This window comes from Bradyrhizobium sp. CCBAU 45384 (assembly GCF_028128665.1).
In the GTDB taxonomy this organism is placed as follows: domain Bacteria; phylum Pseudomonadota; class Alphaproteobacteria; order Rhizobiales; family Xanthobacteraceae; genus Bradyrhizobium; species Bradyrhizobium manausense.
In genome coordinates this window covers 227712-241549 of sequence record NZ_LBIZ01000113.1, presented here as the reverse complement: position 1 = coordinate 241549, position 13838 = coordinate 227712, and the positions used below count along the sequence as shown (strand labels likewise).

Below are 13838 nucleotides of genomic sequence, written 5' to 3'. Positions count from 1 at the left end.
CAACTACGGCCTTTTACCCTAAGCGCGCTGGCGAGCCTTCCCACCGGCGTCGCTGATCTGGAACTCTTCGATCTTGCGTCCGGATTTCATTGCAGCCACCAACCAGCGCGGCCGCTTGCCACGACCGGACCAAGTTTCCGACGTTTGAGGATTCCGATATTTTGGAAGTACCCGAGGATACCTGCGTCGCGGCTTGTCGTCCGGAACTCTTTCAAAAGAACTCGGGTCGCGCGGCCCTCGGGCTTCTCCATTAAGCACGGCCAAACGCTTTTCCAGCTCCTGCTTTTCGGCCTTGATCCGGGCTGACAAAATGCCACTGATCTCTTCGTGGAGCACCCAAAGATCATCAAGGGACATGATCTCTAATTCAAGCTTCTTCGGGGACATGTCACCACCCTATAGTTGTACCTCGTTTATATCCCCAGAGAGGACATTAATCAAGCGACAGACCGGCATTATCCAAAGCGAAATATGGAACCAAAAGAAATGCCCAAGTGAAATACCGGCGGCCCGACCATTAATCAAGGGCAAAAAAATGCCGAGGCCCGCACATTAACAGCGCAAGGCACACATGTCACGTGCATCGAACGGAACGCCTAGATCCGCGGGCCGGCGAGTTGCGGAGGCCGGCCAGCCGAATGCCTTCGCCCTACTCGACTGCGGCGCCGGGCCATTGTCCGTGGCGCGTGTTGGGGCGCGCAGCCTCTACAGGACCGCAGCCGTGATCGAATGACCGCCATATCCCTCAGGGCCCGGAGCCGCAATTGGATTTGCGCCTCCAGTAACTCGATGTCCCTGCAATGCGCCGGAGGCATGATCAACTCCGCCATGCAGGCCTTCAATTGCGAAAGGGGCAGATCGACCACTCTGATTTTTGCGCTGTGCAACACGGCAAACCCTCGCACGGCCATTATCTAAAAAATAATTATCGCATATTCTCTTAAATCAATTATATTTAAATCTATTCAAGACGTCAATTTGAAATGGGATTTCCTAGCTTGCCTACTTTCCATCGGAGCACGACTTCATGTCGACATCAGCACGATGAAGTTGGAGGCAGCAGAACATCGATAAGGGCAGGATGCGCAAGGAAGATCTTGAGGCAATGGACTTCGAGGAACTCTGGCTCCTTCACGAGGAGCTAACGAAGGTCCTTGCCGAAAAGATTACAGCGGAGAAACAGGAACTCGAAAAGCGCCTTTCGCAGCTCTATCGTCTAGACCAAGCAACTCCGGACGAGCGAACTCTCGACCCGAGTACACCAGTTCGACGCAAATATCCAAAGGTCATACCTAAATACTACAACCCGCTTAGACCTTCCGAGACTTGGTCCGGGCGCGGAAAACAACCGCGATGGCTGGTTGCGGCGCTGCAATCGGGACATGCGCTCGAGGAATTCAAAATTCCGGAAAAAACAGAGGCTACTGATACAAGCACGAACGAGCAGGAGCATTCGTGAAGGGCGCGCTTAGTTGCCCCGGGCGTCACTCGCGTTGGTTAACGGCGCAGCCGCGCGCGGCGCTCAATCCAAAATCGAGTTTGCGTCGAGCGATAAAGATCCTGATAAAGATCCTTGGGCCACTCCTAAAGCACAGCACTCACGCCGCCGCTACTAGGCTGCCATTTTGACTGACTCGGAGCGCCGTGAGCTGGTGGAGATCCACCAACCGAGTGGCCTCAAATGCCTCTTGTGATAAAATTCGGTGGGCATCCAGCAGATATCGATAGGCTTCGCGGCCGGCACTCCGTTCGGTCAAAACGCGCTCCATCTCGCCGATGCTCCTCAGCTTCCGCTGCATTTCAGCCATATCATTGTGAATCGAAGAGGGCGCCAGCTCCCAATTTTCGGACATTTTCTTCCTCCGCCGGATCGAATTAATATTAAAATCTTACCTCAATTAACTCGCGGAACTCCACGAATAAATTTCGGTCACAAATTGTTTCTGTTTTATTCACCGTCGGCAGCGCTTTGAAGATTCTCGAATTTCCTTAATCCGGCGAGAAAAATCTTCTCCGTTGGTTCCGCGGCCTCGGGTTCGCCCACGACGCGCCCTGGGGCGCTAACAGGATGCGATCGGACACCGCCTGCACCTCCGGCAAATAAGACGAGATCACCCCACAGGTCTGCCCCCCGGTAGCGAGCCCACGCACCTCGGCGCGGATCTACGGGATGGGACCAAAGTCAACGCTCGCGTGTAGATCGATCGAAAATCACGAGCGAGAGATTCTGCACGAGCGTGCAGGCTTCATCGGCCCGGCCGTGATCCGGCATCTTTGGCGAACAACCGGCGCCCGCATAGGACCTCCCGGTCTTCCCATCATGGTGACGAACTGCTTCAACGATTACGGGCCCTGTCACTTTCCGGAAAGCTCATTCCTCACATGATCGTTCGCGGATTGTCGGGCGAATCGCTGCTGGCCTACGGCGATGGCGGCAATATCTGCGACTGCCTCTATGTCGCCGAGCACGCAACGCGCTGACCTTGATACTTTGAGCGCAGCAGGGTCTGCGATACCGACAGCATCGGCGCGCCCTGCGGGCGGGGTTGTGGAGCGCAACTGCGGTCTGCTCAGCCGCCCGAGGCACTCCGCACGGCGATCTCATCAGCTTTCGTGTCCGACCGCCTTGGCTACGACCTGCATGAATAGGTCTCGGCTGACGAAACCTCCGTGATTGTACGGGGCGAGATGCGTCAACTTCCTCCTGGTAAGGTTGAGCAGTTAGCTTAATCCGCGGTGTTTGTTGCGAAGTTTTGTCAGTACCCTATCCACTTCTCGCACCGGGCTCCCCAAGCCCGGCCCCACCCAAGCAAAGCCGTCGAGCGAACATGGGTCCGCTTGGCGGCTTTGTCGTTGTGTCTATGCGAAGAGGAACGTTTCGGTTATGGCGCGGAAGCCCTGGTCGTTCAAAGAGGATCGCCGGCTCATGGAGCTGGCCAAGTCTTCCACGTCGGTGGAAGAAGCAGCGAAGCAACTCGGGCGATCGCCTGACGCGATCAGGCGCATGGCGATGCGGCTTGGTCTGACGTTGAAGTCGAAGGCAGGCAAGAAGAGCTAGCCTTACGAAGCAGTCTGTTCGTACTAAAGGGCCAGAAGCCCTCTTGCGAATGCCTGCGCCAGCACGCCCAGGTGCGTCAGCTCGCCGAACTCGCCCGCGAGAACCAGCCGGCGAAGCTCGCCTGGCGAAACAAGGCTGACCCGAACGCCCTGCTCCTCGACAAAATCGACGACGCGGTCCCCGGTCCTGACGAAGAACGAGTGGGTCGTATTGCTGATCCGGCTCGAGCATGTTGCGCATTGACCGATACGCTCGATGCTAACAGTGTGATAGCCGGTCTCTTCCAGAAGCTCGCGCCTGGCGTTCTCCAGCGGATCTTCATCCGGGTCGACAATTCCAGCCGGCAACTCCAGTGAGAAGCGCTCGATCGCGGGGCGATATTGACGCACCAGGAGGACACGCGAGTCGGGCGTGACGGCCAGGACGGCCACGTAGTCAGGCTGCGCAATTGCGTAGTAGGTTTCCTCCGGACCGTCGCGCGAGAAACTCACGTCACGAGCGACAACCTCAAGCCATGGTGAGATCCTCGTGCGCTCGACCTTCAGAATCTTTGGCAGATCGGGGACCATCCGGGCATGTCTCCTTTGACGTGTCAGACAGGGTTATAGAGATGCGCGGCATCCGGCGCATTCGGCGGGGAACATAGGCAGAGACTCGGCGTTTGCCCTAGGCTTTTAGCGAGGTCAGACCGTGCTGCATCTTGCCATTTCCGTCATGCTGGTCTGGTTGGCGATCAACATCGCCTACGTCGCGCTGAGAATGAGAGCGACGCGATCCCCGCACAGCGGAAAGAACCTGAACAGTTCGATCGCCGCTTATCGCCCCGAGATCGTTTCCCTGCACCGCCACATGCGGCGATAAAGCTTTGAAGCTGCGAAGGGTCACGGCCTCTAAGTTCATGGATTTGCCAGCGATCTCAGGGGCCTAGGGCCGCGGCTTGTTGGGCGATCCCATTCCCGGACTGCTTCCATTGCTGGGCATCCCCTGCCTTTGAAGGCGCCCCCATGCTGTCGGAGCGCGAGTTCGCGCTGACCGCTTCGGATTAGAGAGCCGGTCTGGGTGCCGGGGGCCCGATCCTTGGTTCCCTGTGCCAGAGCCCCGGCATCTCCGGCGCCCACAACTATGAGTAACGCCCCACACAGCCTGCCAAATAGGCAAAACCCGTTCCCATCCGTCCGCTCCGCTGGCTTCATTAAACCCTATCTTAGCGCGTCCGGGCTAGGATCTCCCGGAAGCCTCCTCAACTTCCGCTCGGGCAGGATGGGACTACAGCGACCGACCTTCGCGTTTGCAGCGCTCGTGCTTGCGAGCACGGTCGTGTTCGGCCTGGCTGGACACCTTGCGGCGAAGAGCTTCATCCGCCACCAGCAGGCCCGTCAGCTCGACGAGTTGACCGAGGTCGTCCTGCGTCGCTCCGAATTTGCGGTCGAGTTCGCGGCCGCAAGTCTGACCGAACTCGGCAAGCGTGACGCTGTGAACTGCGAGCCTGCGACGCTCCAGGCCATCCGCCTCCATGTCTACCAGCGCTCGGCAATCAAGGACGTCCGCCTTGTCAATCCGAACGGCTCGGTGATCTGCTCGGCCTATTCCGAAACGCTGGAATTCGACGAGGGATGGGTCGACCGCCGGGACATGCTCGCCTCGCGCGACGGGAAACTCTCACTGTTCCGCGTTCAGCAGTTCGGTGGCGACGCGCTTGGTGTTCTCAGGGATATCAACAGCAGCGCTGCACTGGTCGCCATTGTCGGCATCAATGCGAGCCTGTTTGACATCATGCCGTCCGAGCTGCGCGGGCACAGTGAGGTGACCCTCTCCTTGAGCAATGGAGAGAAGCTTGGTGAGTTCCAGCTCGATGCCGACCAGCCACGGCGAAATTCGAAGCGCTTCGACAGGTCTTCGGACCGTTATCCCCTTCACACGACCATCGAGGTCGACGGTGCCGTCCTCTCGGCCTGGAAGAGCGAAGCCTATTGGCCGGCACTAGCCGTCGCCGCCGGGCTTGGCGCGCTGTTCGGGATCCTGCTGGGACGAAGCCGCCGCACGGAGGGACCGGTCGCAGATCTCGATCGCGCCCTGACCGCAGGCGAGTTCAAGCCGTACTATCAGCCCGTCTTCGATCTCAGGACGAGAGAGATCAAGGGCTGCGAGATCCTGGCGCGCTGGGTACGCGAAGACGGCTCGGTCGTCCCGCCGATGAATTTCATTCCGCTTGCCGAGTCCAGCGGCCGCATCCAGGCCATGACCTGGCAGATCCTGAAATCAGCATTGTCCGACCTCCGGCCGTTGTTGAAAGCAGACAAGGATTTCAAGCTCTCCTTCAACGTCGTCCCCAAGCATCTCCTGAGCGCCGGCTTCGTCGAAACGCTTCGGCGTACCGTCGTGACGGCAAAAGTTGCGACCCGGCAAATCGTGATCGAGGTGACCGAACGCGACGAGCTCGACGATCTCGCGCGCGCGGCCGCCGTCGTGGCCGAGCTGCGCGAATATGGCTTCCACGTGGCCATCGACGACGTCGGGGTCGGCCACAGCGGACTGTCGCGACTGAAGGGTCTGGGCGCCAACACGATCAAGATCGACAAATTCTTCGTCGACACGATCACCGTGGATGCATCGACCACGACGATCGTCGAGATGCTGGTCGCACTCGCCAAGGACTTCCGAATGACGGTCGTTGCGGAAGGAATCGAGACGGAAGAACAGCTCCGCGCCCTGGTCGCCTCCGGTGTCGAGACCGGGCAGGGATATCTTGTCGCCGCGCCGCTGCCCTTTGCGAAGTTCAGCGAATTGATGGCGCCGCGTCATGCCGCGGCAGCGCAGGCAAACGACGCAGCGCTGGTGGCTTGACCGAGGCGGCTGGTTCGAATTCGGACAGGCGCCCTAAAGCGCGATGAGATTGGGTTGAATCGTCATCGCGCTTTAGCTCCTTGTTTGAGCATGATCTTTTCGGAACCGCTTCACACTTTTCCGGATCATGCTCTAGCACCCTGCATGGATGGCGTCCCGGTGCGAACCACCAGTCATGAACCTTGCATCGGAAATCTTCGAGCTTTAACGATACTTTCCGCTTTTGAGAGCGGTACGCCGATTGGCCGGCTATGATGCCGCCATGCGCCGAAATCACCTCATCGCAGCCTCAGCAATCTGCCTTGCCCTCATCGCCTACGCCACTTTGGCGCGGCTGGCGGGGCGGCCCGCGCTCATGGGTCACCACGAGGCATATTGGGTCGTCGTCATCGAGCGCTTCAGTGCTTATGGCCTGCTGGGATTTCTTCTCTCCTTCTTGCTGCCGGGCCGCTTCGTTTTGGCGTGCTCGCTCGTCGTGGCCGTCGCAATGGGGCTGGAAGTGCTGCAGGCTCTGACACCTGATCGCGATCCGGGTCTGCTGGACGTTCTGCAAAAGGCAGCGGGAGGCACCGTAGGGGTCATCCTTGCCCAGACGATCCTGGCTTTCCTTCCCCGTCCGCCGTCCTGACGTGGGGAAAACCTGGCACGGGCGAAGCGTCAACGCGCCAGGACATCGGCCCTCTACTTCACCATCTGACCGCGCAACTCACCACCGGGATTCGCAGCCGTGTGAATGTTCGCGTACCACTTTCCGGCCAGCAAATCCGTCGCCTGGGTGCCAGTGAGTGTCGCGGTGCCCTGAATGGGACTTTGCGCCGTTTTGAACGGCAGTGCGATGCCGGCGTTCTTGCCGGCTTCACTGGGCCCGTGGAAATGGGCGCCCATCGCGGGGCCCGACAGGCCGGTAAAGGTGATCGTATAGGTCAGCGTCTTGGTCTCGGTGTCGTAGGTGGCCTCTGCCTTACCCGAGCCGGCCGAATTGTTCGGAGGCACCTCGTTGCTGCCTTTCAGATCGGCCTGCAGCTTCACGACCTCTGCTCTTGCGGGAGCAACTGTGGTGATGAGCAGCCCTCCCAGGGTCGCCACTCCCAAAACTCTCACGCAGACCCAATGATTGGCTTGCCTCATGGCATCCTCCTGCAGGCTCTTCGGCCCAACTCGGTTGAAACACCGACCGCAGCCGGAAATTCCGGATGCGGATTTATGCCTGATTCGGGACGACAACCACCGCGGGAATCACGGCGTACGGCCAAGCCGGCTGGTCCCATCCCCGGGAGTGCCCGGCGATTAAGCCACCCCGCGCCTATGGACCTCGTTCGGCGCCAGCAGTTCCGCCATTTGCCGGTGTGTGGCCTGGAGCGCTTCGATGGCGCTGTCGAGGTCAAAATCCGACTCGCGGACAGAGGCAAAAAACTTGGCCGTCAACGCCAGATCCAGTTTCACGCGGGTTGCCCCGTCGCGGCTTTTGCGACGGTCAAGCGACAGGTGGATGGCCCGCAATCTCGCCTCGCTGCTGCTGCATTCACAAAGCGTGGCGAGTTCGTCATATGTCATCCAGATCTGAGCCATGTCCGTCCGTCCCTTGTTATGGACCTCAGCCTAATTTTTCGGCTCTAAAAGTATTGTTGCTGCGAGCGCAATCCGTCGACATTTTCGTCGCACGATGGTCAATTGAAGCTGAATCAGGAGCGGTTTGCATGCGAAGCCAAAGGGTGCGATGGCGGAACCTCGAACGATCCGGGATATCAGCCTCCGGGCCTGCGCCGAAGCGAGACTAGCCAGGTTCTTTCGTGGCCTTGACGGACCAAGGCTTGCAGCTATCCAGGATGATCAAACACGATATAACGAAACCGGTCGACGATTGCGCCACTTGGGCTTTGCGTGGACTTGCTGCTGGCGGCCTCAGGTCCGGATGGGTCGTTGCATTTGCGTTGGGGTAAAAGGACATGACAGACCGACCGACTATCCTCGTCACGGGAGGCGCTGGTTATATTGGCGCGCATGCTTGCCGCGCCCTCGCCGCTGCCGGCTATCGGCCCGTCGTCTATGACAATCTCACGACGGGACATCGCAGCTTCGTCGCCGGGGAACTGGTGACGGGCGATCTGCTCGACGGCGCGACGCTGGCGCGCGCCTTTGCCGACCACAAGGTGACGGCGGTGATGCATTTTGCGGCGGCAAGCCTCGTCGGCGAGTCCATGACCGACCCGCAGAAATACTACGTCAACAACGTCCAGGGTACGCTGTCGCTGCTGCAGGCGATGCGCAATGCGGGCTGCCACCGCATCGTCTTCTCCTCGACCGGCGCGGTCTATGGCAATGCCGATTCCAAGGCGCTGTCCGAGGATTTCCCCTGCGTACCGATCAATCCTTACGGCGCCTCGAAATGGATGATCGAGCGCATGCTGGCGGACTATCGCGCGGCTTACGGTTTCGGTGCGTTCTGCCTGCGCTATTTCAATGCCAGCGGCGCCGATCCCGCCGGCGGCATCGGCGAGTTGCGCGACAACGAGACCCATCTCATTCCGCGCGCCATGATGGCCTTGCAGGGCCATGTCGAGTTTGCCGTATTCGGCGACGATTACGACACGCCCGACGGCACTGCGATCCGCGACTACATCCACGTCACCGACCTCGCTGCAGCCCACGTCGCAGCGCTGAAGCTGCTGGAGACAGGACATGGCGGCGGCAGCTTCAATCTCGGCACCGGTTCAGGCTTCTCGGTGCGCGAGATCCTGAACGCCATCAAGCAAGAGACCGGACGCGAGGTGCCTCACACCGTCAAGCCGCGCCGCGCTGGCGATCCGACCTATCTCGTCGCGGATCCTTCTGCTGCGCGAAAAGTGCTGGACTTCGTGCCGCGCCATTCCGACCTGCCGACCGTGATCCGCACCGCCTGGGCCTGGCACCAGAAGGCGCATCCGCCCAAATAAGCGCGACGGATTCTTGATGGAGCTTGCGCTCAAGAGGCTGCAGCCGCCTGAGCGCTAATCGCGCGGCGATCCGAATGGCCCGGGCGCAAGCGGACGGCGCGGCCGGGACCAGCTGTCGAGCCCCTTGGGCAATTTGTCGGAATTGAGCTTCACGACCGCGCATTTGGCGTCGGCCGCCACGACGTCTTCCTGGCTGTAGATCAAGGTGCACTCGAACCTGACGTCAGGCGCCTCCTTTGCCGTGCCCCAGCACGTCGCAACCGCGCCGCTGCAATCACCAGAAAGATTGGCCTCGACTTCGTCTGGGCCAAACACGCTCGGATTGCCCTCGGTATGACGCTTCACGGTCAGGACAGCCGTGAAGCGCTGCTGATCGACCTGATAGGAACCACCATAGGTGAAGAAGCTGTCGCTGCCGGAGATTCGTCCCTCGGTCAAATCGACAAGGCCAGTGCCCTGGCCACGCGGAGTTCTGAACCAGGCAGCGTATTTGCCGTCTCTCAGCATGAAGACATCCGTCGTGAAATTCAGACGTACTTGCAATGATCCGTGGGGCGCGACAATGACCGATATGGCGCGTGTTCCGCCACGGTTAACGCCCTGCAAAGCCGGTTCCTAAAATTGCGGCGCAGGGCTGCGCCGCGACGGCGGCAAGCTCAAAACAATTCTATGCCGTCATCCGCAGGCTCGACTGCGTCGACGCGGCGCGTGGCGGCGCTCGACGACAGCCCAAAGGCTTGCAAGAAGTTCCTGTGAACGTCGCGCTCGCGCTCCATCGTGTAGCGCGCGAACAGATCGTCGAGCAGCGCCTCGTCCGGGAGCTGCGGCCGATGCGTGCCCGCGCTTGCCGTCTCGAGGCGCGCAGCGACCGCGGGCAACGTTGCGGAGGACTCGCCGAGCGAGCTCATCAGGCCTTGCGCCGAATTCATCAGGCCCTCGAACTCGGCACCTTCGTCGACGAGGCGGGTCATCAGCTTGCCGAGCCGTTCGTTGCCGGCCTCGACCTCGCGCAGCGCCTGGAGAATCTGCGGCTAGGCGCTGGCGCCTGCTGTCGCCGGCTTGCAAGGATATGATCGCGCTGCCGACGGCTTCGGCGATCTTCCGCGTGCTGCCGCTGGCCAGATCGGCGAGATGGCTGCTCTTGCTGCGCTGATCACGCAGGCCGGAATAGGCAGCGCCGAGCCCGGCGCTCTCCGCCACCAGCTGGTCACCATAGCTTTTGTCGAACTCCTTCTGCCTGATAGATGCGGTGACGACGGCCTCCGACAGGCGCTGCTGGTCCCGCGCGCAGCCCTCGATCGAGCCCTGCACGGCTTTGCCCAGATCGTAGGCCTCCTGCGTGAAAGCCAGAAAACCCTCGCGATCGCCATCGAGCGACGCCGCCTCGATCCGCGCGCTGCGTGCGATGATGGTGATCATCTGGATATGCTTGAAGAACGGCTTCAGCAGAGCGGACGCCTCGGTCGTGCTCTTGCCGATCATCGCGAGCAGCGCGCTCTCGGCCGGCAGCGCCCGCGCCAGCTCGCTCAGCCGCGCCGCGATCTCCTGCAGCGCGGTCGCGGCAACGACACCGGCGAGCACACGCTGAGGGTCGCTCGCTACAGCCGCATCAGCGCCGAGCAGCTCGGCCTCCCGGCCCGCCTCTGCCGGGACATCTATCTCGCGGCTCCCCTGCACGACGTCGGCAAGGTCGCCATTCCCGACAAGATCCTGCTCAAGCCCGGCAAGCTGACCGACCAGGAGATGGCTGTCATCCGCACCCATGCCACGATCGGCGAGAGGATCCTGGCCGACTCCGGCTGCGAGTTGATCCGGCTCGGTGCGCAGATTGCCGCAGGCCATCACGAGCGCCGGGTCGGGATTGCCACCGGGCAGACGACGTTGCCGCTGCAGAAATCCGAGGCCGCCCTTTCACCCTATATGCCAGGGGTGACCGGGAGCCGCCCGGCCCAGGACCGCGCCGCCGCAACGGCGGTCTGACATCAGGCCCACGGCCGGGATTTGCGGCACCGCCCATTTCTGTCATCACAGGCTTGAACCTGTTCCTGCTAGGCTGCATCAACACCAAGAGTGATTCTGATCACACTTGGCTCGGTCATCCCCTGTTAGGCTCGCGTCGGGACCTGGGTCAGTCACACACCGTTCGAACTGGAAGAGACAGTCATGAGAACCCTGATCGGCGCCATCGTCGGCGCGATTTGCCTCGCCGCCCCCGCCGTCGCGGAGACACCGGCCGCGATCGTCGAGGACGTGCAGGGCAAGGTCGACGGTATCGACTTCATGGATTACGTGGCGCCGGGCAAGATCATCAAGCTCGGCCCCAAGGCCGGCGTCACGCTCAGCTACCTGAAATCCTGCCTGCGCGAGACCATCACCGAAGGCGTGGTGCTTGTCGGCACCGAGCAGAGCACCGTGCAACTCGGCAACGTCCAGCGCGTCAAGGTATCGTGCGATGCCAACGCCGCGCAGCTCTCCGAACGCGAGGCGAACCAAAGCGCGGCGACCACGTTTCGCACCATGCGATCCGATGCTGGCAGCGCGCCGGCGAAGCTGCCGACGATCTACGGCACCGCGCCGCTGATCCAGGCCAAGAGCGGCAGCACGCTGGTGATCGAACGCACCGACGGCAAGGAGCCCGCGATCAGCCTGCCGCTCAAGAGCGACATCATGGTCGCCGGCAAATTCTTCGACCTCTCGAAGGCCGGAAAGTCGCTGACGCCGGGCGGCAGCTATCTCGCAAAACTCGGCAACAAGCGCTACACGTTCCAGGTCGATGCCAGCGCCACCGCGTCGCCGACGCCGATCATCGGGCGTCTGCTGCGGTTCGAATAGGGTCCGCGACAGCAACGATGCGGCGGATCGGCAGGCGGGACATCGTTGCAGCGATCGTGATTGCGCTCGTGACCGGCGCTGCTTTCACGTCCCCGCCGCTCCAGAGACTGCAAGGTCTCTCGCTCGATATTCTCACGGCCTTGCGCTGGACGCTGATCGGCGACCGGCGCGATCCCGCGACATCGCCGGTCGTCGTCGTCGCGATCGACGGGGAGACCTACGAGACGCCGCCTTTCAAGGGATCGCCGACGCAGACCTGGACGCGCGAGGTCGGCCGGGTGCTCGGCAGCATTACCGAGGGCGGCGCCAAGGTCATCGGATTCGACGTCATCTTCAAGAATTCGATCGAGCAGTCGGACATTCCTTTCGGCGACGCGCCGGTCGGCGCGCGCATGAAAGGATTTGACCGCGACTATCTGATCGCGTTGCGCAAGCTGTCCGACAGCGGCAAGCTGGTGCTCGGCGAGATTCTCAGCAATGACCATCCGGACAGTCCTTTCGCCGCGCAGCGACTTTCAGTGAAGAACAATGTCCGCGCCCTCAACGTCTACACCGATGACGACGACGTGATCCGGCGGATGCCGCTCAGCTTTTCCATCGGCGGCAAGCCGATCCCGGCCATGGCTGTCGAGCTCGCTTCGCGCGCACTCGCCCTACCGCCGGAGACCGGGCCGTCCGGCACCATGTCGTTGTCCGGCTACGCTATTCCGAGCGCTGAGCCCAACACACTGACGCTCAACTTCCGCGGTATGGGCCGCGACGTCCCGGCCTATTCCTTCGCAGACCTGCGCGCTTGCATCGAGAAAGGCGACACGGACTTCTTCCGTCGCGCCTTTGACGGCAAGGTCGTCTTGCTCGGCACCATCCTCAATTTCGAGGACCGCAAGCTCACCTCGATGCACCTCTCCGGCGGCTATGACGGCAGCCCGGGCGCGCGATGCGCCCTGCCAACGCCCGCCCGTACGGAACAAAAAGCCCGTAGTGACATCGCCGGTGTCTTCGTGCATGCCACGGCGGTCCGCAACCTGATCGAGCGTGACGCGGTCACCGAGTTCGGCGTCCCGCAGCGCGCGGCCCTGGCGATTGGGTTCGCAATGGTCATCGCCTTCGCGGCCTGCATGCTCGCCCCGACCGGTGCGATACTCAGCTGGCTCGCGCTCACTGCCGCCTACACCACCGTCGCTGTCAGCGCATTCGTTCATGCGCTTGCACTTCCCCTGACCGAGCCGGTGCTGGCAGGCCTGACCGCCATCGCCTTGATGATCGGCTATCGCTTCGTGATCGCCGACCGCGAGGAGCGCTTTCTGCGCAAGAGCTTTGCGTTCTACCTCGCGCCCGAAGTGATCGACAGCATGGTTGCCTCCGGCAAGATGCCTGCGCTCGGCGGCGAGATGCGTGACATCACCATGTTCTTCTCGGACCTCGCCGGCTTCTCCTCGATCGCCGAGAAGATGACACCGGCCGAGCTGGTCGCATTGATGAACGACTATCTGTCGGCCATGACCGACATCATCGAAAGCCATGGCGGTTATGTCGACAAATATATCGGGGATTCCGTTGTCGCCATGTTCGGTGCGCCGGCCGACGATCCCGATCACGCGCGGCACGCGGTCGCCGCCGCGCTGCAATGCCGCGACCGGCTGAAGGAGCTCAACGACAGCCACCCCGCCTTTCAGGGTCGTGGCCTTGCCCACCGCATCGGACTGAACAGCGGCAAGGCCGTCGTCGGCAACATCGGCTCGCGCCGGCGCTTCAACTACACCGTCATGAGCGACACCGTGAACCTCGCATCGCGCCTCGAGGGCGCCAACAAATATTATGGCACCGTGATCCTGGCCTCCGAGGCGACGGTGAACCAGAGCCGCAGCGCCTATACCTGGCGCGAGCTGGACACGGTGAAGGTGCAGGGACGCGACGAGCCGATCAGGGTGTACGAGCCCCTGGCCGAGACGAACCAGGAGACGGAGGAGGAGGACATGCGCGCGGCCACTTACGCCAGGGCACTTGGATGCTGGCGGGCGCGCGACTTTGCGAAGGCCGCCGAACTGTTCGAAAGCGCCGCTGGCGATGATCCGCCGTCCCGATATTTTGCCAAGCGTGCGCGGGCTCTGGCAGCCAATCCACCGCCGGCCGATTGGACGCCGGTGAACACGCTGGAAGGGAAGTAACGG

At 61.6% G+C, this 13838-nt stretch carries 15 protein-coding genes and 2 pseudogenes; 10 read left to right on the top strand and 7 right to left on the bottom strand.

Features of this window, described 5'->3' with window-relative positions; translation table 11 throughout:
- Window positions 1–18: 18 nt before the first annotated feature.
- The gene (locus tag XH80_RS25855; RefSeq protein ID WP_057747606.1) at window positions 19–387 is read right to left on the bottom strand and encodes an H-NS histone family protein; all 369 of its coding nucleotides are present in this window, start codon (window positions 385–387) and stop codon (window positions 19–21) included.
- Between the two features lie 694 nt (window positions 388–1081).
- Here XH80_RS25855 and XH80_RS25850 point away from each other — a divergent pair.
- Entirely contained in the window at window positions 1082–1459 is a 378-nt protein-coding gene (locus tag XH80_RS25850; protein WP_271600986.1) for an H-NS histone family protein, read from the top strand.
- 139 nt (window positions 1460–1598) lie between these two features.
- On the opposite strand, the gene XH80_RS25845 is transcribed toward XH80_RS25850, so the two are convergent.
- Window positions 1599–1853: a hypothetical protein gene (locus XH80_RS25845; protein ID WP_271600985.1), complete on the bottom strand. Its 255-nt coding sequence runs from the start codon at window positions 1851–1853 to the stop codon at window positions 1599–1601.
- Window positions 1854–2311: 458 nt separating this feature from the next.
- On the opposite strand from XH80_RS25845, the pseudogene XH80_RS25840 reads away from it, so the two are divergent.
- Window positions 2312–2502: pseudogene (locus XH80_RS25840) on the top strand (NAD-dependent epimerase/dehydratase family protein); the annotation flags it as partial.
- Between the two features lie 382 nt (window positions 2503–2884).
- Complete coding sequence (locus XH80_RS25835) at window positions 2885–3058, top strand: hypothetical protein (RefSeq protein ID WP_271600984.1); 174 nt, start codon at window positions 2885–2887, stop codon at window positions 3056–3058.
- 23 nt (window positions 3059–3081) lie between these two features.
- On the opposite strand, the gene XH80_RS25830 is transcribed toward XH80_RS25835, so the two are convergent.
- Complete coding sequence (locus XH80_RS25830; protein ID WP_271600983.1) at window positions 3082–3627, bottom strand: NUDIX hydrolase; 546 nt, start codon at window positions 3625–3627, stop codon at window positions 3082–3084.
- A gap of 121 nt (window positions 3628–3748) precedes the next feature.
- On the opposite strand from XH80_RS25830, the gene XH80_RS25825 reads away from it, so the two are divergent.
- From XH80_RS25825 to XH80_RS25815, 3 genes are all read left to right on the top strand, one after another.
- Window positions 3749–3919 (top strand): hypothetical protein, encoded by a 171-nt coding sequence (locus XH80_RS25825; RefSeq protein WP_271600982.1) that lies wholly within the window; start codon window positions 3749–3751, stop codon window positions 3917–3919.
- Window positions 3920–4318: 399 nt separating this feature from the next.
- The gene (locus tag XH80_RS25820) at window positions 4319–5902 is read left to right on the top strand and encodes an EAL domain-containing protein (protein WP_271600981.1); all 1584 of its coding nucleotides are present in this window, start codon (window positions 4319–4321) and stop codon (window positions 5900–5902) included.
- A gap of 262 nt (window positions 5903–6164) precedes the next feature.
- A complete protein-coding gene (locus tag XH80_RS25815; RefSeq protein WP_057748044.1) occupies window positions 6165–6530 on the top strand; it encodes a VanZ family protein in 366 nt (121 codons plus the stop codon).
- Window positions 6531–6583: 53 nt separating this feature from the next.
- Here the strand turns inward: XH80_RS25815 and XH80_RS25810 are convergent, their stop codons facing one another.
- Together XH80_RS25810 and XH80_RS25805 are read right to left on the bottom strand one after the other, a co-directional pair.
- Complete coding sequence (locus XH80_RS25810) at window positions 6584–7030, bottom strand: CHRD domain-containing protein (RefSeq protein ID WP_271600980.1); 447 nt, start codon at window positions 7028–7030, stop codon at window positions 6584–6586.
- Window positions 7031–7189: 159 nt separating this feature from the next.
- Window positions 7190–7471: a hypothetical protein gene (locus XH80_RS25805; RefSeq protein ID WP_271600979.1), complete on the bottom strand. Its 282-nt coding sequence runs from the start codon at window positions 7469–7471 to the stop codon at window positions 7190–7192.
- A 377-nt stretch (window positions 7472–7848) separates the two neighbouring features.
- Here XH80_RS25805 and galE point away from each other — a divergent pair, with 377 nt between their 5' ends.
- The gene (gene galE, locus XH80_RS25800; RefSeq protein ID WP_271600978.1) at window positions 7849–8835 is read left to right on the top strand and encodes a UDP-glucose 4-epimerase GalE; all 987 of its coding nucleotides are present in this window, start codon (window positions 7849–7851) and stop codon (window positions 8833–8835) included.
- Window positions 8836–8889: 54 nt separating this feature from the next.
- Here galE and XH80_RS25795 read toward each other — a convergent pair whose 3' ends face one another.
- Window positions 8890–9342, bottom strand: coding sequence for a hypothetical protein (locus XH80_RS25795; RefSeq protein ID WP_271600977.1), 453 nt, complete (start codon window positions 9340–9342; stop codon window positions 8890–8892).
- A 149-nt stretch (window positions 9343–9491) separates the two neighbouring features.
- Window positions 9492–9806: a hypothetical protein gene (locus XH80_RS25790; RefSeq protein WP_271600976.1), complete on the bottom strand. Its 315-nt coding sequence runs from the start codon at window positions 9804–9806 to the stop codon at window positions 9492–9494.
- A gap of 586 nt (window positions 9807–10392) precedes the next feature.
- Here XH80_RS25790 and XH80_RS25785 point away from each other — a divergent pair.
- The 3 genes and pseudogenes from XH80_RS25785 to XH80_RS25775 all read left to right on the top strand — a co-directional run.
- Window positions 10393–10687, top strand: a pseudogene (locus XH80_RS25785) (HD-GYP domain-containing protein); the annotation flags it as partial.
- 311 nt (window positions 10688–10998) lie between these two features.
- Window positions 10999–11667, top strand: coding sequence for a hypothetical protein (locus XH80_RS25780; protein WP_271600975.1), 669 nt, complete (start codon window positions 10999–11001; stop codon window positions 11665–11667).
- Window positions 11668–11684: 17 nt separating this feature from the next.
- A complete protein-coding gene (locus XH80_RS25775; RefSeq protein ID WP_271600974.1) occupies window positions 11685–13835 on the top strand; it encodes an adenylate/guanylate cyclase domain-containing protein in 2151 nt (716 codons plus the stop codon).
- Window positions 13836–13838: the final 3 nt, after the last annotated feature.